19 protein-coding genes and 3 tRNA genes are annotated in these 23,459 nt (G+C 58.9%); 21 read left to right on the top strand and 1 reads right to left on the bottom strand.

The features are described 5' to 3' along the window. Window positions 1-45 precede the first annotated feature (45 nt). The 17 genes from ftsH to J5M73_RS14110 all read left to right on the top strand — a co-directional run bounded on the left by ftsH (window position 46) and on the right by J5M73_RS14110 (window position 16,259). On the top strand, window positions 46-1,950 hold the full coding sequence (gene ftsH, locus J5M73_RS14190; protein WP_102861083.1) for an ATP-dependent zinc metalloprotease FtsH: 1,905 nt from the start codon (window positions 46-48) through the stop codon (window positions 1,948-1,950). An 8-nt stretch (window positions 1,951-1,958) separates the two neighbouring features. After that, a complete protein-coding gene (folP, locus tag J5M73_RS14185) occupies window positions 1,959-2,810 on the top strand; it encodes a dihydropteroate synthase (protein WP_102861084.1) in 852 nt (283 codons plus the stop codon). A 16-nt stretch (window positions 2,811-2,826) separates the two neighbouring features. Further along, a complete protein-coding gene (glmM, locus tag J5M73_RS14180) occupies window positions 2,827-4,164 on the top strand; it encodes a phosphoglucosamine mutase (protein WP_102861085.1) in 1,338 nt (445 codons plus the stop codon). Between the two features lie 66 nt (window positions 4,165-4,230). Continuing rightward, complete coding sequence (gene tpiA, locus J5M73_RS14175; protein WP_102861086.1) at window positions 4,231-4,986, top strand: triose-phosphate isomerase; 756 nt, start codon at window positions 4,231-4,233, stop codon at window positions 4,984-4,986. A 4-nt stretch (window positions 4,987-4,990) separates the two neighbouring features. Then, window positions 4,991-5,374, top strand: coding sequence for a preprotein translocase subunit SecG (gene secG / locus J5M73_RS14170; RefSeq protein WP_015634120.1), 384 nt, complete (start codon window positions 4,991-4,993; stop codon window positions 5,372-5,374). Window positions 5,375-5,403: 29 nt separating this feature from the next. Beyond that, a tRNA-Leu gene (locus tag J5M73_RS14165) sits at window positions 5,404-5,489 on the top strand. A 96-nt stretch (window positions 5,490-5,585) separates the two neighbouring features. After that, a tRNA-Met gene (locus J5M73_RS14160) sits at window positions 5,586-5,662 on the top strand. A 130-nt stretch (window positions 5,663-5,792) separates the two neighbouring features. Beyond that, complete coding sequence (rimP, locus tag J5M73_RS14155; protein WP_041120545.1) at window positions 5,793-6,251, top strand: ribosome maturation factor RimP; 459 nt, start codon at window positions 5,793-5,795, stop codon at window positions 6,249-6,251. A 47-nt stretch (window positions 6,252-6,298) separates the two neighbouring features. Continuing rightward, entirely contained in the window at window positions 6,299-7,780 is a 1,482-nt protein-coding gene (nusA, locus tag J5M73_RS14150) for a transcription termination factor NusA (RefSeq protein WP_011059201.1), read from the top strand. A 27-nt stretch (window positions 7,781-7,807) separates the two neighbouring features. Continuing rightward, window positions 7,808-10,324, top strand: a complete 2,517-nt coding sequence (gene infB / locus J5M73_RS14145) for a translation initiation factor IF-2 (protein ID WP_102861087.1) — start codon at window positions 7,808-7,810, stop codon at window positions 10,322-10,324. 159 nt (window positions 10,325-10,483) lie between these two features. Next, window positions 10,484-10,885, top strand: coding sequence for a 30S ribosome-binding factor RbfA (gene rbfA, locus J5M73_RS14140; protein ID WP_016967778.1), 402 nt, complete (start codon window positions 10,484-10,486; stop codon window positions 10,883-10,885). Between the two features lie 3 nt (window positions 10,886-10,888). Next, window positions 10,889-11,806 carry a tRNA pseudouridine(55) synthase TruB gene (truB, locus tag J5M73_RS14135; protein ID WP_011059204.1) on the top strand — a complete coding sequence of 306 codons (918 nt, stop codon included), beginning with the start codon at window positions 10,889-10,891 and terminating at the stop codon, window positions 11,804-11,806. A 115-nt stretch (window positions 11,807-11,921) separates the two neighbouring features. Continuing rightward, a complete protein-coding gene (rpsO, locus tag J5M73_RS14130) occupies window positions 11,922-12,191 on the top strand; it encodes a 30S ribosomal protein S15 (protein WP_011059205.1) in 270 nt (89 codons plus the stop codon). Window positions 12,192-12,388: 197 nt separating this feature from the next. Next, window positions 12,389-14,494, top strand: coding sequence for a polyribonucleotide nucleotidyltransferase (gene pnp / locus J5M73_RS14125; protein ID WP_102861088.1), 2,106 nt, complete (start codon window positions 12,389-12,391; stop codon window positions 14,492-14,494). Window positions 14,495-14,612: 118 nt separating this feature from the next. Continuing rightward, a tRNA-Thr gene (locus J5M73_RS14120) sits at window positions 14,613-14,688 on the top strand. A 483-nt stretch (window positions 14,689-15,171) separates the two neighbouring features. Further along, entirely contained in the window at window positions 15,172-15,693 is a 522-nt protein-coding gene (locus tag J5M73_RS14115) for a hypothetical protein (protein ID WP_102861089.1), read from the top strand. Between the two features lie 269 nt (window positions 15,694-15,962). Beyond that, the gene (locus J5M73_RS14110) at window positions 15,963-16,259 is read left to right on the top strand and encodes a DUF6388 family protein (RefSeq protein ID WP_047283892.1); all 297 of its coding nucleotides are present in this window, start codon (window positions 15,963-15,965) and stop codon (window positions 16,257-16,259) included. Window positions 16,260-16,299: 40 nt separating this feature from the next. On the opposite strand, the gene nadC is transcribed toward J5M73_RS14110, so the two are convergent. Beyond that, the gene (gene nadC, locus J5M73_RS14105; RefSeq protein ID WP_102861091.1) at window positions 16,300-17,148 is read right to left on the bottom strand and encodes a carboxylating nicotinate-nucleotide diphosphorylase; all 849 of its coding nucleotides are present in this window, start codon (window positions 17,146-17,148) and stop codon (window positions 16,300-16,302) included. A gap of 363 nt (window positions 17,149-17,511) precedes the next feature. Here nadC and J5M73_RS14100 point away from each other — a divergent pair, with 363 nt between their 5' ends. From J5M73_RS14100 to J5M73_RS14085, 4 genes are all read left to right on the top strand, one after another. Then, entirely contained in the window at window positions 17,512-19,740 is a 2,229-nt protein-coding gene (locus J5M73_RS14100; protein ID WP_102861092.1) for a DUF1631 domain-containing protein, read from the top strand. Window positions 19,741-19,803: 63 nt separating this feature from the next. After that, window positions 19,804-20,364, top strand: coding sequence for a 1,6-anhydro-N-acetylmuramyl-L-alanine amidase AmpD (ampD, locus tag J5M73_RS14095; protein ID WP_102861093.1), 561 nt, complete (start codon window positions 19,804-19,806; stop codon window positions 20,362-20,364). Then, window positions 20,361-21,197 carry a regulatory signaling modulator protein AmpE gene (ampE, locus tag J5M73_RS14090; protein ID WP_102861094.1) on the top strand — a complete coding sequence of 279 codons (837 nt, stop codon included), beginning with the start codon at window positions 20,361-20,363 and terminating at the stop codon, window positions 21,195-21,197. Before ampD ends, ampE begins: the two co-directional genes overlap by 4 nt. A 214-nt stretch (window positions 21,198-21,411) precedes the next feature. Continuing rightward, on the top strand, window positions 21,412-23,442 hold the full coding sequence (locus J5M73_RS14085; RefSeq protein ID WP_102861095.1) for a methyl-accepting chemotaxis protein: 2,031 nt from the start codon (window positions 21,412-21,414) through the stop codon (window positions 23,440-23,442). The last annotated feature ends 17 nt before the right edge of the window (window positions 23,443-23,459 follow it).

Below are 23,459 nucleotides of genomic sequence, written 5' to 3'. Positions count from 1 at the left end.
GCGCCAGTAGCGGCGCTTGCTTCAGAGGGTAGTTAATTGAACGACATGGCAAAGAATCTGATCCTTTGGTTGATCATCGCTGCCGTCCTTGTGACGGTGATGAACAACTTCTCCAGCCCTAACGAGCCGCAAACCCTCAACTACTCCGACTTCATCCAGCAAGTTAAGGATGGCAAGGTCGAGCGCGTAGCTGTTGATGGCTACGTTATTACCGGCAAGCGCAGCGATGGCGATACCTTCAAAACCATCCGTCCTGCCATTCAGGACAATGGTCTGATCGGCGATTTGGTGGACAACCATGTCGTGGTCGAGGGCAAGCAGCCCGAGCAACAAAGTATCTGGACCCAACTGCTTGTAGCCAGTTTCCCGATCCTGGTGATCATTGCCGTCTTCATGTTCTTCATGCGGCAAATGCAGGGTGGCGCAGGTGGCAAGGGCGGGCCGATGAGCTTTGGCAAGAGCAAGGCGCGTCTGCTCTCTGAAGATCAGGTGAAAACCACTCTCGCTGACGTTGCTGGTTGTGACGAGGCCAAAGAGGAAGTTGGCGAGCTGGTTGAATTCCTGCGTGACCCAGGCAAGTTCCAGCGCCTTGGTGGCCGTATTCCTCGCGGCGTGCTGATGGTGGGGCCACCGGGCACCGGTAAGACCTTGCTGGCCAAGGCCATTGCGGGCGAAGCCAAGGTGCCGTTCTTCACTATCTCCGGTTCCGATTTCGTCGAGATGTTCGTTGGTGTTGGTGCCAGCCGTGTTCGCGACATGTTCGAACAGGCCAAGAAACATGCTCCATGCATCATTTTCATCGATGAGATCGACGCTGTCGGTCGTCACCGTGGTGCCGGCATGGGCGGCGGTCATGATGAGCGTGAGCAGACCCTCAACCAATTGCTGGTTGAGATGGACGGCTTTGAAATGAACGACGGCATCATTGTTATCGCCGCCACCAACCGTCCTGACGTGCTTGACCCAGCGCTGCTGCGGCCCGGTCGTTTCGACCGCCAGGTAGTGGTTGGCCTGCCGGATATTCGCGGTCGTGAGCAGATTCTCAAGGTCCACATGCGCAAAGTGCCAATGGGCGAAGATGTTGCTCCGGCGGTGATTGCGCGTGGTACGCCGGGCTTCTCCGGTGCCGACTTGGCAAACCTGGTGAACGAGGCCTCGCTGTTCGCGGCTCGTACCGGTAAGCGCATTGTCGAAATGAAGGAGTTTGAACTGGCCAAGGACAAGATCATGATGGGCGCAGAGCGCAAATCCATGGTCATGTCCGAGAAAGAGAAGCAGAACACCGCTTATCACGAAGCTGGCCACGCCATTGTTGGTCGAGTTGTGCCTGAGCATGACCCAGTCTACAAAGTCTCGATCATTCCTCGCGGTCGGGCATTGGGCGTCACCATGTTCTTGCCGGAGGAGGATCGCTATAGCTTGTCCAAGCGAGCCCTGATCAGCCAGATCTGCTCGCTCTATGGCGGTCGTATTGCAGAAGAGATGACGCTGGGTTTTGACGGTGTGACCACTGGCGCATCCAACGACATCATGCGCGCCAGCCAGATTGCTCGGAACATGGTCACCAAGTGGGGGCTCTCCGAAAAACTCGGCCCGCTGATGTATGCGGAAGAAGAGGGCGAAGTGTTCCTGGGGCGCAGTGCAGGCAGTCAGCATGCCAGTTTGTCCGCTGAAACAGCGAAACTGATCGACTCCGAAGTACGCAGCATCATTGATCAGTGCTATGGCACCGCCAAGCAGATCCTCACAGATAACCGCGACAAACTGGACGCCATGGCAGATGCCTTGATGAAGTACGAAACCATCGATGCTGATCAGATTGACGACATCATGGCTGGGCGTACTCCGCGTGAACCTCGTGATTGGGAGGGCGGTTCGGGTACTACTCCTCCAGTAGTGCAAAACGAACGTCCGGAAACACCCATTGGCGGCCCTGCTGCCGACCACTAAGGTTTTAAATGACTTCTGTTCCTTCCTCTACCCGGTTGCCTTGCGGCAACCGGGTTCTTGATTTGGCCCGTGCGCATGTCATGGGCATTCTCAATGTAACCCCCGATTCCTTCTCCGATGGCGGTCGCTTCAGTCAACTGGATGTCGCCTTGCGGCATGCCGAGGCCATGGTTCTTGCTGGTGCTACGCTGATCGATATCGGTGGCGAGTCGACGCGGCCGGGTGCTCGTGCGGTATCGCCCCTGGAAGAGTTGGAGCGTGTGGCCCCGGTCGTGGAGCGAATTAATCGCGAGCTGGATGTGGTTATTTCCGTTGATACCTCGACGCCGGCCGTCATGCGTGAAACCGCTCGCCTGGGAGCGGGGTTGATCAATGATGTGCGCGCACTGCGCCGTGATGGTGCCCTGGATGCGGCGGCCGCTACTGGTTTGCCTGTATGCCTGATGCATATGCTCGGTGAGCCTGGCGATATGCAAGACAACCCGCATTACCAGGACGTCACTCGGGAAGTGAGTGAGTTTTTGGTTGAGCGGATGGCGGCGTGTGCGTCGGTGGGGATCGAGGCTGGGCGGATTGTTCTTGACCCGGGCTTTGGTTTTGCCAAGACCCTGCAGCACAACTTGAGTCTGTTCAAGCATATGGAGACCTTGCATGCCCTTGGGCGTCCCCTGCTGGTCGGGGTGTCGCGAAAAAGCATGATTGGCCAGTCCCTGAATCGGCCTGTGGCCGAGCGATTGCACGGTAGCCTGGCACTGGCGGCACTGGCGGTGACCAAGGGCGCGAAGATTATCCGCGTCCATGATGTCGCCGAAACGGTGGATGTGGTGCGAATGATTGCGGCAGTGGAATCCGCTGAATAAGAACGATGGAGTACTTATGACTAAGAAATATTTTGGCACCGACGGCATTCGTGGTCGTGTGGGCGAATACCCTATTACTCCAGACTTTATGCTCAAGCTCGGCTGGGCGGCGGGCATGGCTTTCCGCAGCATGGGGGCTTGCCGTGTGCTGGTAGGTAAGGACACGCGTATCTCTGGGTACATGTTCGAATCGGCTCTCGAGGCAGGGCTATCTGCTGCCGGTGCAGATGTCATGCTGTTGGGGCCGATGCCAACTCCGGCTATCGCCTATCTGACGCGCACCTTCCATGCGGAGGCCGGGATTGTCATCAGTGCTTCGCACAATCCCCATGATGACAACGGCATCAAGTTCTTCTCGGGTGAGGGCACCAAGTTGCCTGACGAGGTGGAGTTGATGATCGAGGAGTTACTGGATGCGCCCATGACCGTGGTGGAGTCGAGCAAGCTCGGCAAGGTGTCGCGGATCAACGATGCATCGGGGCGCTATATCGAATTCTGCAAGAGCAGCGTGCCATCGAGCACCAGTTTTGCAGGCTTGAAGATCGTCCTGGACTGCGCTCATGGCGCCACCTACAAGGTCGCGCCGAGTGTATTCCGCGAGTTGGGTGCGCAAGTCACGGTTCTATCTGCGCAGCCTAATGGCTTGAACATCAACGAGAACTGCGGTTCGACTCATATGTCGCAATTGCAGGCAGCGGTCTTGGCTGAGCACGCGGATCTGGGTATTGCCTTTGATGGCGACGGTGACCGGGTGCTGATGGTCGACCAGACCGGTGCAATTGTTGACGGTGATGAGCTGCTGTTCATCATCGCCCGGGACCTGCATGAGCGTGACAAGTTGCAAGGCGGTGTGGTCGGGACGCTTATGAGCAATCTGGGGCTGGAGCTGGCTCTGGCGGATCTGGGTATTCCTTTTGTCCGGGCCAACGTAGGTGATCGTTATGTGATTGCTGAGCTGCTTGAGCGCAACTGGTTGGTGGGTGGAGAGAATTCCGGCCATATCGTGTGCTTCCGTCACGCGACCACTGGTGATGCGATCATCGCCGCGCTTCAGGTGCTGATGGCGCTCAAGGCGCGTGGTGAAAGTCTGGCGCAATCACGCCAAGGGCTGCGCAAATGCCCTCAAGTGCTGGTCAATGTCCGTTTTGGTGGTGGCGAGAGCCCGGTTGAGCATCCTGCTGTGAAAGAGGCTTGCGAGCGCGTTACGACTGCTATGGCGGGGCGTGGTCGGGTTCTGCTGCGCAAGTCCGGTACTGAGCCGCTGGTGCGTGTCATGGTCGAAGGTGACGATGAAGCTCAGGTTCGAGCCTACGCCGATGAGCTGGCAAAACTGGTTGCTGAAGTTTCTGCCTGATTTCGGCTTGCCAGTGTTGTTTTGGTTGGGTAACATCTGCGCCCACTTTGACCGACGAGGTACAGCATGCGTCGCCCTATGGTAGCTGGTAACTGGAAGATGCACGGTACCCGCGCCAGCGTCGCTGAGCTGATCAACGGCCTTCGTCATCTGGCCTTGCCAAGCGGTGTTGATGTCGCGGTATTCCCGCCTTGCTTGTATATCAATCAAGTGATTGATGGCTTGAAAGGCAAGTCGATTCAGGTCGGCGCGCAGAACTCTGCGGTGGAATCCATGCAAGGTGCGTTGACGGGCGAAATCGCCCCGAGTCAATTGGTGGACGCAGGTTGTTCCCTGGTGCTGGTTGGGCACTCTGAGCGCCGCATGATCATGGGCGAGCGGGACGCGACGCTTAACCGCAAGTTCGCTGCGGCACAGGCTTGTGGCCTTAAGCCGATTCTGTGTGTGGGGGAGACCCTCGAGCAGCGCGAAGCGGGGAAGACTCTGGAGGTTGTCGGGCGTCAGCTGGGCAGCATCATTGAGGAGTTGGGTGTTGGCGCATTCGCCAGTGCTGTTATCGCTTACGAGCCGGTCTGGGCCATTGGTACCGGACTGACTGCAACACCGCAACAGGCGCAGGATGTGCACGCAGCCATTCGCGCGCAGTTGGCGGCAGAGAATTCTGAAGTGGCACGAGGAGTGCGGCTTCTATACGGCGGCAGCGTGAAGGCGGCCAATGCGGTCGAACTGTTCGGCATGCCGGATATCGATGGGGGGCTCATTGGTGGAGCTTCCCTGAATGCAGATGAGTTCGGTGCGATCTGTCGCGCCGCGGGAAACTGAAAAAATGCTGGAAACAGTCGTAGTCGTTTTTCATCTGCTGGGTGCCCTGGGCGTAGTTGCTCTGGTTTTGCTGCAGCAGGGTAAAGGTGCGGATGCTGGCGCGTCTTTCGGTGCAGGTGCTTCAAATACTGTGTTCGGAAGCCAAGGTTCCTCTACCTTTCTTAGTAAGTTTACTGCTATACTTGCCGCCGGTTTCTTCATAACCAGCTTGGGGTTAGGTTACTTTGCTAAAGAGAAAGCTCATCAGCTGACTCAAGTAGGTTTGCCAGATCCAGCAGTACTTGAAGTACCAAAGCAAAAACCGGCTTCTGATGATGTCCCGGTGCTCCAAGAGCAAAAGTCGGCCAATAGTGCGACTGACGTACCTCCAGCTCCAGAGCAGAAGTAAGAAGAGTTTCGCGCAGTAACGTAGTCTATGCCGAGGTGGTGGAATTGGTAGACACGCAACCTTGAGGTGGTTGTGCCCATAGGGTGTAGGGGTTCGAGTCCCCTTCTCGGTACCAATTGTCAGGAGAGCCCGCGGTTGCGGGCTTTCTTGTAGGTGGAAGGTTACATTGACCCAAAAAGGGATCAGTCGTATACTTCCGCCCCAGCTTTGTCGCGGGGTGGAGCAGTCTGGTAGCTCGTCGGGCTCATAACCCGAAGGTCGTCGGTTCAAATCCGGCCCCCGCAACCAGTTTTAGCGGAGCCCCTTTTCAGGGGCTTTTTGTTAGCTGGACACTTTATAACGCCGCTATTCAACGGCGTTTCCGGGATGGGCGCTTCGCCCATTTTTTATTTGCACAAGCATGCACGAGGGGGTTCAGGTGTCGAGCAAGCTAGAACAGTTGCAGGCCTTGTTGGCCCCGGTGGTCGTGGCCCTTGGCTATGAATGCTGGGGTATTGAGTTTTCGGCTCAGGGTCGCCACTCATTGTTGCGCGTTTATATCGATAAAGAAGGCGGCGTGCTGGTGGACGATTGCGCCATCGTCAGCCGTCAGATCAGCGGTGTTCTCGACGTAGAAGATCCGATTTCCGTTGAATACACCCTTGAGGTTTCCTCTCCTGGCATGGAACGCCCACTGTTCACCCTTGAACAGTTCGCCAAGTATGTCGGTGAGCAAGTGAAGATCAAGCTGCGCTCGCCTTTCGAAGGTCGGCGTAATTTTCAGGGCCTTCTCCGCGGGGTGGAGGAGCAGGACGTCGTGGTGCAGGTGGATGATCACGAGTTTCTGTTGCCGATCGATATGATCGACAAGGCCAACATTATTCCCAGTTTTGACTGAGACGCGGATCCCGCGGATCCAATGGCTTGCGAAAGGCGAGGCGTACGATGAGCAAAGAAGTACTGCTGGTTGTTGAGTCGGTATCCAATGAAAAGGGTGTACCGGCAAGCGTGATTTTTGAAGCGCTGGAGCTGGCCCTGGCCACTGCTACCAAAAAGCGTTTTGAAGACGAAGTGGACCTGCGTGTGGAAATCAATCGCCACACCGGTTCCTATGAAACTTTCCGTCGCTGGACGGTGGTTGAAGAAGCCGATCTGGATGATCCAGCGGTCGAGACCTGGTTGAGCAAGGCGCGTGAAACCCATCCCGACGCTAAAGTCGGTGATGTGATCGAAGAGAAAATCGAATCCATCGAGTTCGGCCGCATCGCTGCCCAGACCGCCAAGCAGGTCATTGTGCAGAAAGTTCGCGAAGCCGAGCGCGCACAGGTGGTTGATGCCTATCGCGAGCGCCTGGGAGAAATCATCTCCGGCACCGTGAAAAAAGTGACACGTGACAACGTGATCGTCGATCTGGGCAACAACGCCGAAGCGTTGCTGGCCCGTGAAGACATCATCTCCCGTGAGACTTTCCGGGTTGGCGTGCGTCTGCGCGCGCTGCTCAAGGAAATCCGCACCGAGAACCGCGGCCCGCAGCTGATCCTGTCGCGTACCGCTCCGGAAATGCTGATCGAGCTGTTCCGTATCGAAGTGCCGGAAATTGCCGAAGGCCTGATCGAAGTTATGGCCGCCTCCCGTGATCCGGGTTCGCGCGCCAAGATCGCAGTCCGCTCCAAAGACAAACGCATCGACCCGCAGGGCGCGTGCATTGGTATGCGCGGTTCGCGCGTCCAGGCCGTTTCCGGCGAGTTGGGCGGTGAGCGTGTGGACATCGTCCTGTGGGACGAGAACCCGGCGCAGTTCGTGATCAATGCCATGTCGCCGGCTGAGGTCGCGGCAATTATCGTTGACGAAGATGCCCATGCCATGGACATCGCCGTTGGCGCAGACAATCTGGCTCAGGCCATCGGTCGCGGTGGTCAGAACGTGCGTCTGGCCAGCCAATTGACTGGCTGGACCCTGAACGTGATGACCGAATCGGACATCCAGGCCAAGCAGCAAGCAGAAACCGGCGACATACTGCGCAACTTCATCGACGAGCTGGAAGTTGATGAAGAACTGGCACAGGTTCTGGTTGATGAAGGCTTCACCAGCCTGGAAGAGATTGCCTACGTACCGCTGGAAGAAATGCTCAACATCGACGGCTTTGACGAAGACATCGTCAACGAGCTTCGCGCTCGGGCCAAGGATCGCTTGTTGACTAAAGCCATCGCTACTGAGGAAAAGCTGGCAGACGCCCATCCGGCCGAAGACCTGCTCTCGCTTGAGGGTATGGACAAGGATTTGGCGATGGAACTGGCGGTGCGCGGCGTAATTACCCGCGAAGACCTGGCCGAGCAGTCTATTGACGACCTGCTCGACATCGACGGCATTGACGATGATCGTGCCGGCAAGTTGATCATGGCCGCCCGAGCCCACTGGTTCGAGTAATTAGGCGCGGCCTGAGGAGAGAAGTGCATGACGCAAGTCACGGTGAAACAACTGGCCGATGAGGTCAAAACACCGGTAGAGCGCCTGCTGCAGCAGATGCGTGAGGCAGGTCTGCCGCACACCGCCGCCGAGGAACATGTGAGCGACAGTGAGAAGCAGTCGTTGCTGACTCATCTGAAAAGCAGCCACAAGGCGAAAGTGGAAGAACCACGCAAGATCACTTTGCAGCGCAAGACCACCAGCACCCTGCGTGTTGCTGGCAGCAAGAGCATCAGCGTTGAAGTGCGCAAGAAGAAAGTCTTCGTGCAGCGCAGCCCGGAAGAAATCGAAGCCGAGCGTCAACGCGAACTGGAAGAACGCCGCGCAGTAGAAAATGCTGCTCGTCAAAAGGCTGAAGAAGAAGCCAAGCGTCGCGCCGAAGAAGAAGCGCGTCGCCAGCCTGCTCCGGTTGCCGAGCCTGTTGCCGCGCAAGCTGCTGCAGCCCCTGCACCTGCGCCTGTGGTCGAAGCTGTGCAAGAAGCACCAGTGGCCGCTCCGGCGCCGGTTGCCGAGCGCAAGAAAGACGAGCAGCGCCGTCCGGACAAGTCCCGCAACGACGACAACCGTCGCAGCGGCGATGGCGAGCGCAAAAACGCTCCGCATCGTGCTTCGGTCAAGGAAAAGGCACCAGCGCCGCGCGTTGCTCCACGTACCACCGACGAAGAAAGCGATGGCTTCCGTCGTGGTGGTCGCGGCAAGGCCAAGCTGAAGAAGCGCAATGCTCACGGTTTCCAGAGTCCAACCGGGCCAGTGGTACGTGACGTGCAGATCGGCGAGACCATCACTGTGGGCGAACTGGCCCAGCAGATGTCGGTCAAGGCTGCCGAAGTCATCAAGTTCATGTTCAAGCTGGGCACTCCAGCCACCATCAACCAGGTTCTGGATCAGGAAACTGCCCAGCTGGTTGCTGAAGAACTGGGCCACAAAGTGACCCTGGTCAGCGACACTGCCCTGGAAGATTCCCTGGCCGAGTCCCTGAAGTTCGAAGGTGAAGCGGTTGCCCGTGCGCCGGTCGTGACCGTAATGGGCCACGTTGACCACGGTAAGACCTCGTTGCTGGACTACATCCGTCGCGCCAAAGTGGCCGCGGGCGAAGCCGGTGGCATTACCCAGCACATCGGTGCCTACCACGTAGAAACCGAGCGCGGCATGGTCACCTTCCTCGACACCCCAGGTCACGCCGCGTTTACCGCCATGCGTGCCCGTGGTGCCAAGGCCACCGACATTGTGATCCTGGTGGTTGCAGCGGACGACGGCGTGATGCCGCAGACCGTTGAAGCTGTTCAGCACGCTCAAGCTGCCGGCGTTCCGCTGGTGGTTGCGGTGAACAAGATCGACAAGCCGGGCGCCGACCTGGACCGTATCCGCAGTGAACTCTCGGTTCACGGCGTGACGTCGGAAGATTGGGGTGGCGATACGCCGTTCGTACCGGTTTCCGCGAAAATGGGTACCGGTGTCGACGACCTGCTCGAAGCCGTTCTGCTGCAAGCCGAAGTACTGGAACTCAAGGCGACTCCTTCGGCTCCTGGCCGTGGTGTCGTGGTTGAATCCCGTCTCGACAAGGGCCGCGGCCCGGTAGCCACCGTACTGGTTCAGGACGGTACGCTGCGTCAAGGCGACATGGTGCTGGTCGGTTCGAACTACGGCCGCGTGCGCGCCATGCTCGACGAGAACGGCAAGCCAATCAAGGAAGCCGGTCCTTCCATTCCGGTCGAGATCCTCGGCCTGGACGGTACCCCGGACGCTGGCGACGAGATGAGCGTAGTGGCCGACGAGAAGAAAGCCCGTGAAGTGGCTCTGTTCCGTCAAGGCAAGTTCCGCGAAGTCAAACTGGCTCGTGCTCACGCCGGCAAGCTGGAAAACATCTTCGAAAGCATGGGCCAGGAAGAGAAGAAGACGCTCAACATCGTCCTCAAATCCGACGTCCGTGGTTCGTTGGAAGCTCTGCAAGGCGCTCTGAACGGCCTGGGCAACGACGAAGTGCAAGTGCGTGTAGTGGGCGGCGGCGTCGGTGGTATTACCGAAAGCGACGCCAACCTGGCACTGGCCTCCAACGCTGTACTGTTCGGCTTCAACGTGCGTGCCGATGCCGGCGCCCGGAAGATCGTCGAGCAGGAAGGTCTGGATATGCGTTACTACAACGTGATCTACGACATCATCGAAGACGTCAAGAAAGCCCTGACCGGTATGTTGGGCAGCGACGTTCGGGAGAACATCCTGGGTGTTGCCGAAGTTCGCGACGTGTTCCGCTCGCCGAAGTTTGGCGCGATCGCCGGTTGCATGGTCATCGAAGGTGTCGTGCACCGTAACCGTCCAATCCGTGTACTGCGTGAAGACATCGTTATCTTCGAAGGCGAGCTGGAATCCCTGCGCCGCTTCAAGGATGACGCCTCCGAAGTGCGTGCCGGCATGGAATGCGGTATCGGCGTGAAGAGCTACAACGACGTCAAAGTCGGTGACAAGATCGAAGTCTTCGAGAAGGTCCAGGTTGCTCGCAGCCTCTAACTCGCGCACTTCAAGAGCCCTGGTGGCCCGCCGCATGCAAGTGCCCGGCGCCTCCTGCGGCCTCTAAATGCAACGCCCGGTCTGGCTCCTGCCAGGCCGGGCGTTTGCCGCTTTCAGACCACACGGGTTTCACCGTGAGGCAGTAACAGGTAACAAGACATGGCAAAAGAATACAGCCGTACCCAACGCATCGGTGATCAGATGCAGCGCGAACTGGCGCAACTGATCCGTCGCGAAGTCAAGGATCCACGCGTCGGCCTGGTGACCATCACCGCCGTGGAAGTCAGCCGTGATGTCGGTCACGCGAAGATTTTCATCACCGTGATGGGCCAGGAAAACGCCGAAGAGATCGCCCAGAGCATCAAGGTGCTGAACTCGGCGGCAGGTTTCCTGCGCATGCAACTGGCCAAGGAAATGAAGCTGCGCAGCGTGCCGCAACTGCACTTCCATTACGACGAAAGCGTGGCCCGCGGGGCACACCTGTCGGCCCTGATCGAGCGTGCCGTGGCTGAAGACAGCCAGCATGGCGACGCGCCTGCCCCTGAAGACGCCAAGGAGTAAGCGGTGGCTCAGGTCAAGCGTATCCGTCGTAACGTCAGCGGCATCATCCTCCTGGACAAGCCGCTGGGCTTCACCTCCAATGCGGCGCTGCAGAAAGTCCGCTGGTTGCTCAATGCCGAGAAGGCCGGTCACACCGGCAGCCTCGATCCCCTGGCCACCGGTGTGCTGCCGCTGTGCTTCGGTGAGGCCACCAAGTTCTCGCAATACCTGCTCGATTCCGACAAGGGTTACGAAACCCTGGCGCAGTTGGGCAAGACCACCACCACCGCGGATGCTGAAGGCGAAGTTTTGCAGACCCGCGAAGTGACCGTTGGTCGTGCCGATATCGAAGCGGTATTGCCGGAATTTCGCGGCGAAATCAAACAGATACCGCCGATGTACTCCGCCCTCAAGCGTGATGGCCAGCCACTCTACAAACTGGCTCGTGCAGGGGAAGTGGTGGAGCGCGAACCGCGTTCTGTTACTATTGCGCGCTTGGAATTACTCGCCTTTGAAGGCGACACTGCGCGCCTGGCGGTGGACTGCAGCAAAGGCACCTATATCCGCACCCTGGTGGAAGATATTGGTGAAAAGCTCGGCTGCGGTGCTTACGTTGCAGAACTGCGACGGACCCAGGCCGGACCTTTCAGCTTGGCCCAGACGGTCACCCTGGAAGAGCTTGAAGCCGTGCACGCCGAAGGCGGCAATGAAGCGGTAGATCGCTTCCTGATGCCATCGGACAGCGGCCTGCTGGATTGGCCACTGCTGCAGTTCTCGGAGCACAGCGCGTTCTACTGGCTCAATGGCCAGCCGGTACGTGCCCCGGATGCACCGAAGTTCGGCATGGTGCGGGTACAGGATCACAACGGTCGCTTCATCGGTATCGGTGAAGTGAGCGAAGACGGGCGCATCGCGCCGCGTCGACTGATTCGGTCAGAATGACCGGACGAGGGTGGCTGTTAACAGGCACGGTCACTACTCATTTATAGATACAGGGATTTGTCCCTGGCCTGTTGAAACTGTTCTTGAACAGTTTCCTGATATAAGGATTGCCCACATGGCACTCAGCGTTGAAGAAAAAGCTCAGATCGTAACCGACTACCAGCAAGCTGTTGGTGACACTGGTTCGCCAGAAGTGCAAGTTGCACTGCTGACCGCCAACATCAACAAACTGCAAGGTCACTTCAAAGCCAACGGTAAAGACCACCACTCCCGTCGTGGCCTGATCCGCATGGTAAACCAGCGTCGTAAGCTGCTGGACTACCTGAAAGGCAAAGACCTGAGCCGTTACAGCACCCTGATCGGTCGTCTGGGTCTGCGTCGCTAATCAGCGATTGCGCTATGAGGTTGGTTGTTTGCCATGCGTCAGCGGTTTTTCCGCCGGCGTATGGCAGGCTCCCAGCCTCAAGTTTTATCTGCTGCACCGTTTTACCTGGACAATAAAGGCTGGGCCGATTCCCCGCATTGCCCAAGAATTTCGCAAGAATCAAGTTTCCCCAAGAGCCACAAAGAAGGTAGGACACCGTGAACCCGGTAATCAAAAAATTCCAGTTCGGTCAGTCGACCGTAACCCTCGAGACTGGCCGTATCGCCCGTCAAGCTTCCGGCGCAGTATTGGTCACCGTTGACGACGACGTCAGCGTATTGGTGACCGTGGTTGGCGCCAAGCAAGCCGATCCAGGCAAGGGCTTCTTCCCTCTGTCTGTTCACTACCAGGAAAAGACTTACGCTGCCGGTAAGATCCCTGGCGGTTTCTTCAAGCGTGAAGGCCGTCCTTCCGAGAAAGAAACCCTGACCTCGCGTCTGATCGACCGTCCGATCCGCCCTCTGTTCCCAGAAGGCTTCATGAACGAAGTGCAGGTTGTCTGCACCGTGGTTTCCACCAGCAAGAAGACCGATCCGGACATCGCTGCGATGATCGGTACCTCGGCTGCCCTGGCGATCTCCGGCATTCCTTTCGACGGTCCGATCGGCGCCGCTCGCGTGGCTTTCCACGAAAGCACCGGCTACCTGCTGAACCCAACCTACGAACAACTGGCTGCTTCGAGCCTGGACATGGTTGTGGCCGGTACCGAAGAAGCCGTGCTGATGGTTGAGTCGGAAGCCAAAGAGCTGACCGAAGACCAGATGCTGGGCGCTGTACTGTTCGCCCACGACGAATTCCAGTCGGTGATCAAGGCTGTCAAAGAGCTGGCCGCCGAAGCTGCCAAGCCTACCTGGGACTGGGCTGCTGCCCCAGAAGCCACCGAACTGCTGGGCGCTATCCGTGCCGAGTTCGGCGAAGCCATCTCCCAGGCTTACACCATCACCGTCAAGGCCGATCGTTACGCTCGCCTGGGCGAGCTGAAAGACCAGGTGGTCGCCAAGCTCTCCGGTGAAGAAGGCCAGCCTTCGGCTGCCGACGTCAAAGCCGCTTTCGGCGAGATCGAATACCGCACCGTTCGCGAAAACATCGTTAACGGCAAGCCACGTATCGACGGCCGCGACACTCGCACTGTACGTCCGCTGAACATCGAAGTCGGCGTCCTGCCGAAGACTCACGGTTCGGCCCTGTTCACCCGTGGCGAAACCCAGGCCCTGGTGGTTGCGACCCTGGGTACTGCCCGTGACGCACAGCTGCTGGACACCCTGGAAGGCGAGAAGAAAGACCCCTTCATGCTGCACTACAACTTCCCTCCGTTCTCGGTGGGCGAGTGTGGTCGCATGGGCGGCGCTGGTCGTCGTGAAATCGGTCACGGCCGTCTGGCCCGTCGTTCGGTCCAGGCCATGCTGCCAGCCGCTGACGTGTTCCCTTACACCATCCGCGTAGTATCGGAAATCACCGAATCCAACGGTTCCAGCTCCATGGCTTCCGTGTGCGGTGCTTCCCTGGCGCTGATGGACGCTGGTGTACCAATGAAGGCGCCGGTTGCCGGTATCGCCATGGGCCTGGTTAAAGAAGGCGAGAAGTTCGCCGTCCTGACCGACATCCTGGGTGACGAAGACCACCTGGGCGACATGGACTTCAAGGTAGCCGGTACCGCCAAAGGCGTCACCGCGCTGCAGATGGACATCAAGATCAAGGGCATCACCGAAGAAATCATGGAGATCGCCCTGGGCCAGGCCCTGGAAGCTCGCCTGAACATCCTCGGCCAGATGAACCAGATCATCGGTCAGTCCCGTAGCGAGCTGTCGGCCAACGCACCGACCATGATCGCGATGAAGATCGACACCGACAAGATCCGTGACGTCATCGGTAAAGGTGGCGCCACCATCCGTGCGATCTGCGAAGAAACCAAGGCGTCGATCGATATCGAAGACGACGGTTCGATCAAGATCTTCGGCGAAACCAAGGAAGCTGCAGAGGCCGCGCGTCAGCGCGTTCTGGGCATCACCGCGGAAGCCGAGATCGGCAAGATCTACGTCGGCAAGGTTGAGCGCATCGTCGACTTCGGCGCTTTCGTCAACATCCTGCCGGGCAAGGATGGTCTGGTGCACATCTCCATGCTGAGCGACGCTCGCGTTGAGAAAGTCACCGACATCCTGAAGGAAGGCCAGGAAGTGGAAGTGCTGGTACTGGACGTGGACAACCGCGGCCGTATCAAGCTGTCCATCAAAGACGTGGCAGCAGCCAAAGCTTCGGGCGTTTAATCGCCTTTTAGCCTTACGCTGAACAAGCAAACGCCCCGACTGGTTCGGGGCGTTTTGCTATGTGCGGCAAGGCTTCTTGGTTGCTGGTCCAGGGTGCGGGTGCTAGGTCTTAGTCCACGCCGGTGTAGCTCAGTCGGTAGAGCAGCGCACTCGTAACGCGAAGGTCGCAGGTTCGATTCCTGTCACCGGCACCAGATATCGAGTTTGGAGCGGTTTGCAAGTGTATGGCCCCTCCAGCAAAGTCCATCTTGTGCTGAATGAGCGCCCTCGAAAGATACGTTTTTAAGAGTGCCGTCGGGTAGGTTTAATCTATGTTGAGTTCACGGGTAGTATCCATAACTCATTATTGATAGTCGTCATGGCTTATTCTGCGGGTTACTGGATGTGCTTTTCTATTTAATTGGCTACCCCCTGTAGTTGATTGTTGAATGGCGCTTTTTAAAGACTGCTTACAGCAGGTAGGTAGTAAGCCGAACCGAAACTTCGTTTCTTTGTATTCGCTAGTGCCTATCGTGCCTCTGGCAGTTTTGCCGTTGGCATCTGAGGTCAATACTTTCGTGGTGGGATGGAAGTCGTACTTAGTTGCTTATGCGGCTACTTGATGCCGCTCATGAATCAGGTGGTGCCAGCGAACGGCATTGCCCATAATGGCGCCCCGGAATCATGGAGTGTTCAGTGTGAAGAAGTGGAAGTTGGCGTTGATCGGCGCGGTGTCGCTGGCCCTTGCAGCCTGCGAGAAGGCGCCTACGTATAAGTTTGAGGGGCAGTATTTTGCAATGGAGGGTGAAGAGTGCACGACTCCGGCGAATGTGAAAGATACTGAACAATATTATCTGGAAATAACCAAAGAGGTACGAGGCACAAATGTGTTGTTCTCGGCTAATTTTCCAACTGCTTCGAAGGCTGGACTGCCTGTTGTCAGTGCGCAAAGCGTCTCACCCGATGGCGATAACCAGCTGACTTTCAATTTTTATGAACCTAAGTCAGCCGGGACCCCTCCTGAGGCTACAAAGTTCAATATCGTGCTCTCCGTTATTCCTAATCAAAGCAAGGAAGGGCACTTGTGGGTGACCAAGGCTGAAATGAATATTGCCCGCGATGGGACAGTTCAGCAGTACGACATCCTGGAAAATCTCAGAAGATTTTTCGAACTGGGCAAGGCAGGCGTTTGCTTGAGAAAAGGAACAGCGACCGGCTGATCAACCTGGTTTCCTGAGGTTTCTGGCGAGTCTGTGTCTGGTGACGGCCCGGAAATCCGCCGATTTCTCGCTCATCGGTGCATCAGGTCATATAAATCGTTGCCCAAAGGTCCTATATTCGGTTGCTGTCTGAGTACCAGCATGCTGTTTTCAGATGATCCCGAATGGTTCTGAAGGCCAGATAAATCGACGGTTGTAACGGTTTTTTGCGGCAGAGAGATCCCAACGATCCAGATCCATCTTCCATTCCCATGATCAGAGAGAACGAGATGATTCCTAAAGAGGCAAGAATCGACGTAGCGCTTGAACGGTACCTGGCTGCCACGCCTTCCTTGCAAGAGGAAATCAGCGCCCTGAGCCCCGAAGAACAGAAGCAGCAAGCGCAATGGGCGTTTGAGGACGAGGCAGAGTCTCGCGGCATCGAGCCGTGGGAACTGGTGCTCGATCTGGTGGCCGAGACACCGGAGGAACTGAAGGCTATGCGCCTGGAGGTGCATCAGGAGGTTGCTGAAGCGCTGGGCATGGACCTTGAGGATTATCTGCAGCTCAACGAGATCGACAGTTGAGCCCGACGCCAGCCTTAATCAGGCTGGCGTTTTTCATGGATCAGATGCTCAGCCGCATGGACAGGTCCAGGGCTTTCACATCCTTGGTCATGGCACCGATGGAAATGTAGTCCACCCCGGTTTCGGCAATCGGGCGCAAGGTGCTTTCGTTGATTCCCCCGCTGGCTTCCAGCTTGGCCTTGCCGGCATTCAGGCGCACGGCTTCGCGCATGTCGTCCAGGCTCAGTTCATCGAGCATGATGATGTCGGCTCCGGCTGCCAGGGCCTCCTTCAACTCCCCAAGACTTTCCACTTCCACTTCCACCGGCTTGCCCGGGGCGATCTTGTGGGCGGCGCTGATGGCCTGGGCGATGCCGCCACAGGCGGCGATGTGGTTCTCCTTGATCAGGAAGGCGTCATACAGACCGATACGGTGGTTGTGGCAGCCGCCGCAGGTAACCGCGTATTTCTGTGCCAGGCGCAGGCCGGGAAGGGTCTTGCGGGTATCCAGCAGCTTGACCTGGGTATCGGTGACAAAGTCGGCCAGATAACGGGCGCGGGTGGCCACGCCGGACAGCAGTTGCAGGAAGTTCAGAGCGCTGCGTTCGCCGGTGAGCAGTGAGCGGGCCGGGCCTTCCAGGTGGAACAGCGCCTGGTTGGGTACCACCCGCTCGCCGTCAGCCACTTGCCAGTGCACGGCAACCCGCGGGTCCAGTTGGCGGAACACCGCATCCACCCAGGCTGTACCAGCGACGACCGCCGCTTCGCGAGTGATGATGGTGGCTTTGGCCAGGCGTTCGGCCGGGATCAGTTGCGCGGTGATGTCGCCGCTGCCGATGTCCTCCAGCAACGCGCGGCGCACGTTGGCTTCGATTTCGGCGGTCAGGTCGGCGAGGCGTAGATTCGGCATAACGGGCTCCACAAACTAAGTGCGCCGATTATAGGGGCATGGGATCGGCGAACCCAAGGTGGCAAATCTCGGCGAGTCTTTGACGAACCTGTCTTTCGTCGATTTGTCTGATGAGCTGGAGTGATTTTTCTTGTTTGCCTGAGGGTTATTTCCGGATAGGCGGCAGAGTCTGCTGGCGCAAGAGGGGGCTTTTACAAGATAATATGACTTGTAATTGACGTCATAGCTTTGACGTGTCTTTGGCTCCCCCTTAAATAAAGTGCAGTGGAATGCATTTGCCTCCGCTGAGAGCCGACTGTGAGCGCCGTCGGCTTGACTGAACCTTGATTTCGAACCGAAGAAACACCTTTCCAGGAGGCTTGGATGCACAACGACGGGAATGTAGTGCCTTTGCACAAGGCGGCTACAGATCAGGCGACCGCTTCGCCGCTTGCCCGCCTGCCGGTGATCCTGCTTCAGGTTCGAGACAAGGCCGCCCAGCAGCTGCGTCATGGTTTACAGGGACTGTTCGATAACGCCGACGACACGCTGTTCGAAATGGCCGATCGGGCGCAGAACAATGTCGAGCAGAACACTCTGTTTGAGGCCATGCGCGATCTGCGCTTGAAGCGCAAAAGCATCGAACGCGGTTTTCTGGAAAAGTTTTTCGAAGCCTTCGCCGGCCTGGTGCAGTACGACCCGGCCCTGGTCATTCCCCATACGGTGGCTTACGACCCTTCTCTTGACCCTTCCCGGGATGATCTGGAAAAGACCGTGGCCGTGGATGCCATGGTGGCCAAGGTTCTCAACCGGGACGGCTTCGCCCTCGGGCAACTGACGGCGCGCCTGGGCGTACTGCTGGGCCGGCGCTTGGCGGATGCGGAAAACCCTCTGGCTCCGGCGCTGCTCTGTGAGTACTTCCTCCAGTCCGGACGCAGCCTGGGGGTGGAGATCAAGGTCAAGTTGATCATCCTCAAGCTGTTCGAGCGGTACGTGCTCAGCGATGCCGAACTGCTCTATGGCGAAGCCAACCAACTGTTGATCGCCACTGGAATCCTGCCGGAGCTGATGCCGGCCCCGGCGCGCCGGGCCTCGGATCGAGCCCAGGCTGAAGCCCAGACCGCCATTGCCGATGGCGGTGCGCACAAACCGGGTCAGAGCCCGCTCGACGAGAGCGTGCAGGAAGTCTTCGCGGCCTTGCAGACACTGCTTTTGCATGTGCGCGGCAGCGTTGCCCCGACCCTTGAGCCCAGCGCTGAAACCCAACCGATTTCGACCCGTGATCTCATGCGTCTGCTGTCCCATCTGCAGCAATACGTGCCGGCCCCCAGTGCCCAGGAAGATTTCGACCTGCGCAATCAGCTGGAACAACTGCTCACCCGGGTCAGCGTCAAGAGCGGCAAGTCCCGGGTCGTGGATGTTGCCGACGAGGATGTGATCAACCTGATCGCCATGCTCTTCGAGTGCATCCTTGACGACCGTAACCTGCCGGAGTCCCTCAAGGCGCTGATCGGCCGCCTGCAGATTCCCATGCTCAAGGTGGCGGTGCTGGACAAGAGCTTCTTCAGTCGCGGCAACCACCCGGCGCGGCGCCTGCTCAATGAAATCGCTGCCGCAGCGATGGGCTGGGGCGGCTGCGATGACCATCAGCGCGATAGCCTGTATCTGCGAATCGAACAAGTGGTGCAACGCCTGCTGAGCGAATTCACCGACGACCCGGCGATCTTTTCCGAGCTGCTGGCCGATTTTCTCGCCTTTACCGCCGACGAACGACGTCGTGCCGAGTTGCTGGAGCAGCGCACCCGAGACGCGGAGGAGGGGCGGGCCAAGGCTGAGCTGGCGAGACGGCGGGTGGAACAGGCGCTCAATGAAGCGCTGCTGGGCAAGGTGCTGCCGCACACAGTGGTGGATTTTGTTCGCGATGCCTGGAGCCAGGTGCTGTTGCTCAGTTGCCTGAAGCACGGTGATGACTCTGCCGAATGGCGCACTGCTGAGGGCGTCATGCGCGAGCTGATCTGGAGTGTGCAACGCCACGAGCAGCCGGACACTGCAATGCGCCTGCTGGCCGTGGTGCCGGGACTGCTCAAGGGCCTGCGAGACGGTTTGAGCAGCGCAGCTTTCGATCCTTTTGCCACTAGCGAATTCTTCAGTCAGCTGGAGCTTCTGCACCTGCAGGCATTCGAGCGTGAAGCCCAGGCACCGCAACAGCGAGTGGTGCCCCTGGGGGCCGAGCGTAGCGATCTGATCGTGGTGGCCCAGGAGATCGTTCTGCCCAGCGCCGAAGAAGGCCCCCTGGAGGCCGCTCCGCTGGCTCTGCCGGCCAATGACCCCGGTGTGTTGCAAGTGGAGCAACTGCGCTTGGGGGCCTGGGTCGAGTTTCAGGAGGACGAGGACAATACCTTGCGCTGCAAACTGGCGGCGATTGTTCCCCATCCCGTGGCCAAGTACGTATTCGTCAACCGCACCGGACTGAAAGTCCTGGAGCGCACGCGCATGGGCCTGGCCCTGGAGTTTCATCGCGGCGCGGTGCGGGCGCTGGACGATACCTTGCTGTTCGATCGGGCCCTGGAATCGGTGATCGGCAATCTGCAGCGACTCAATCACGGCAAGTGATCGCAACCCGAGGGGGTAACGCGGCATACTGGGCCACTCAAGGCTTTAGTTGAAGGAATCGGTATGCGGCTGGACCCTGCCACGGGTTGGTGTCACGGCGTACGGCACTGCCCGTCAGTCAATTTCAATGAACGCCCGGCAGGCGAGATATCCCTGTTGGTGATTCATAACATCAGTCTGCCGCCGGGGCAGTTCGGCACCGGCAAGGTGCAGGAATTCTTCCAGAATCGCCTTGATGTCACAGAGCATCCCTATTTTGCCGGGATCGCCGACTTGCGCGTGTCTGCGCATTTTCTGATCGAACGTGACGGCGCGGTCACTCAGTTTGTCTCTTGTCTGGATCGGGCCTGGCATGCCGGAGTGTCGAGCTTCGAGGGGCGGGACACCTGCAACGATTTTTCCCTGGGCATCGAACTGGAGGGCACTGACGAATTGCCCTTCACCGACGCCCAGTACCGTTCCCTGAGTGCCCTGACCAAACAATTACAGGCGGCTTTCTGCGCCATCACGCCACAACGGATTTGTGGTCATAGCGACATCGCTCCCGGGCGCAAGACCGACCCGGGCCAGGCTTTTGACTGGGCACGTTATCGTGCCGCCTTGGAGAAGGGAGAAGGACAATGAGTTTTCTGGTGTTGCTGCTGGCGGTGTGGATCGAGAAATTCTCGGCCTTGCGCCAGCGGGTGCAGCGCGACGGTTGGTGGCTCAAGGAGTTGGCGCGGCTGGAGGCCCGCCCGCGTCTGGCGGGGCATCCATGGTGCCTGTTGCTGGTGCTGGTATTGCTGCCGGTAGCCTTGCTCGGTCTCTTGCTGCTGGTGCTGGAGCCGGTCACCTATGGACTGTTGGCCCTGCCGGTGCATCTGCTGGTGGTGATCTATGCTCTGGGCCGGGGCGATCTGCTCGGTGGCCTCGGGCCGTTTCGCGATGCCTGGCGCCGTGAAGACTTGCAAGCAGCAGTGCATGTGGCCAAGCGTGACCTGAACATTGACGCCGACAATGGCGAGCAACTGCTCGAACGGGTCCAGGGCTATCTGCTGTGGCAGGCCTTCCAGAGCTTCTTCGTGGTGATCTTCTGGTACTTCCTGCTGGGCCCGGTGGCGGCCTTGAGCTATCGCCTGCTGGCGCTGGCTGCCGAGCACGGCAAGAATCCCGCTCTGGTGGAGCGTGCGGCGCAGTTGCGCCATGCCTTCGACTGGTTGCCGGTGCGCCTGCTGGCGGCAAGCTTCGCCCTGGTGGGCAACTTCGTGGCCGTGAGCCGGGTGATGCTCCACGAGTTGCTCAACTGGCACATCAGCGCCGCGCAACTGGTAGAGAAGGTCGGCCTGGTGGCCGCCGAGATTCCTCCGCCTTTGGCCGGGCCCGAAGGCATCAATAGCCTGGACCGCATCTGGGAGCTGCAGCTGCGGGCGGCCGTGCTCTGGTACGCCGGTTTTGCCCTGTGGACCGTTCTCGCCTGAATCTGTGCCCCTGGCGCAGCGAGCCAGTCTGGCTCGCTGCGCCAGCCGGGGCCAGGGGCTCGATCCACCGCCCCGATCCACCGCCCATGCGCGGTTAACTTTAAGTTACAAAACCTCCCCCGAAATTGAGCTATACAGACGGAGCGCCGAATAGTGGCTTTCTGCTGCCTTCGCCTGCCGGCCCATAACAATAAAAGAAAAGGGAGACTTCCTTGTGAAGAGCTTGCTCTATCCCGCTGTCGCGCTGATGAACCGCCTGAGCTTCGGCATGAAGTTCAGCCTGATCAGCGTGCTGTTCTTTGTGCCCATGCTGGTGACCAACTTCTATCTGGTACGCGACTCCTACCGGGAGTTCCAGGGCACCCGGGTCGAACTGCAAAGTCTCGACCTGTTGGGCAGCAGCCTGGCCCTGCGCCGGGACCTGGAGACCCTCAACAACCTGGTGCAGATCAACGCCAGCCTTGGTCAGTCCGGCAAGGCAGGGGATCTGGAGGGCAAGATAGTCGCCCTGGAAAAGTCCGTGCTCGAGCGCATGCAGGCTCTTGAGGCCGTCACCGTCGATCCCCAGCAGGTCGAGGTGTTCAACGCCAAGCGCGACGAGCTGGTGGCGGCCTTCAAGGCCCAGCAGGTGGAAAGCTCGCTGCTGAACAAAAGCGGGCTGATCGGCAAGCTCCTGGGCAGCGCGCAGTTGTTCAGCCAGATCATCGCCAGCCAGTCGGGCCTGAGCCGCGATGGCCAGGGCGACATCCGCCAGCTCAGCGACCTGATCACCAGCATCACCCCGCAAGTGACCCAAACCCTCGGCGAGGGCCGTGCCATGGGCGCCTATTCCCTGGGCCAGGGTTTTCTCAACTCTTCATCCAGCACCCGCTTCGACGAGCTGCTGGTGCAGATCGAAAAGCTTCAGGCCGAGTACGGACTCAAGCTGCAGGATGCCCTGGGCTCCAGCCGCGCCGCCCACGACGCCCTGGACAGCCTGGCCAGTGCCAGCAAAGGCAGCCTCAAGCAGGCCAGCGAACTGTTCGAAGAGCAGGTGGTGATGGCCGATACCCTGGACGCGCCCTGGCAGGGGTTCTACGACCAGATCAGCAGCCTGATGGCGCAGACCTATCAACTCAACGAAGGCACCTTGAAGTTCCTTGATGTCGAGCTGCAAAAACGCCTGCAGCAGAACCGCAGCCACATGGTGCTGCTGGTAGCGGCCCTGGCCCTGGTGTTTCTCTCCATCGTTTATCTGTACGGCGGCTTCTATGCCTCCACCCGCACCACCCTGCGCCAACTGGGGGCGATGATGGACAAGGTGGCGGCGGGGGACATGACCGTCACCTTCACCGCCCACAGCCGTGATGAGCTGGGCGAACTGGGCAGTGTGTTCAACGGCACGGTGCGCAAGATCCACGACCTGATCGAACGGGTCGGCCATACCGTCAGCGAAGTTGAGCGCCAGGCTGGGCAGGTGGAAAGCGTCTCGGCTCAGAGCAATCAGGCCGTGGCTGGCCAGCGCAGCCAGATCGAACAAGTGGCCACGGCCATGAACCAGATGTCCGCCACCTCCCAGGAAGTGGCCCGCAGCGCGGCAGCGGCGGTCAGCAGTGCCCACAGCGTCAACGACGAAACCATCAGCGGCCGTGGGCTGGTGGAGTCCCAGCAAGACAGCATTGCTCGCCTGGCCAGTGAGATCGATCAGTCGGTGCGGGTGATCAACCAGTTGGCCAGCGACAGCCAGTCCATCAGTCGGGTGCTGGAAGTGATCAAGAGCATTGCCGAACAGACCAACCTGCTGGCCCTGAATGCCGCCATCGAGGCCGCCCGCGCCGGCGAGCAAGGCAGGGGTTTTGCCGTGGTGGCCGATGAAGTGCGGACCCTGGCCAAGCGCACTCAGCAATCCACCGAAGAAATCGAGGAAATGATCGGCAAGCTCCACGGCGGCGTCGGCGCGGCGGTCAAGGCCATGGGCAGCAGTCACGCCATGGCCAATGGCACGGTCGACCAGTCGGAAAAGGTTCAGCAGGCCTTGGAAAACATCCTGGGTGCGGTAGGCATGATCGTCGACCAGAACCAGCAGATCGCCGCCGCCGTAGAGCAGCAGACGGCAGTGGCCCACGACATTGACCAGAACATTGTCGAGATCAATCGCGCCGGTGAACGCACTGCCGAAGGCGCGCACCAGACCGAGGATGCCAGCCGCCAGCTGTCGGCCCAGGTGGTGCAGTTGAAACAGCTGATTGGGGCTTTCCGCGTCTGACCTGGGAGGAGGCGATC

It is taken from the genome of Pseudomonas sp. 50_B, from assembly GCF_017491625.1.
In the GTDB taxonomy this organism is placed as follows: domain Bacteria; phylum Pseudomonadota; class Gammaproteobacteria; order Pseudomonadales; family Pseudomonadaceae; genus Aquipseudomonas; species Aquipseudomonas danubii.
The sequence above is the reverse complement of the archived record's forward strand: the minus strand, read 5'-3'. Positions and strand labels throughout refer to the sequence as shown.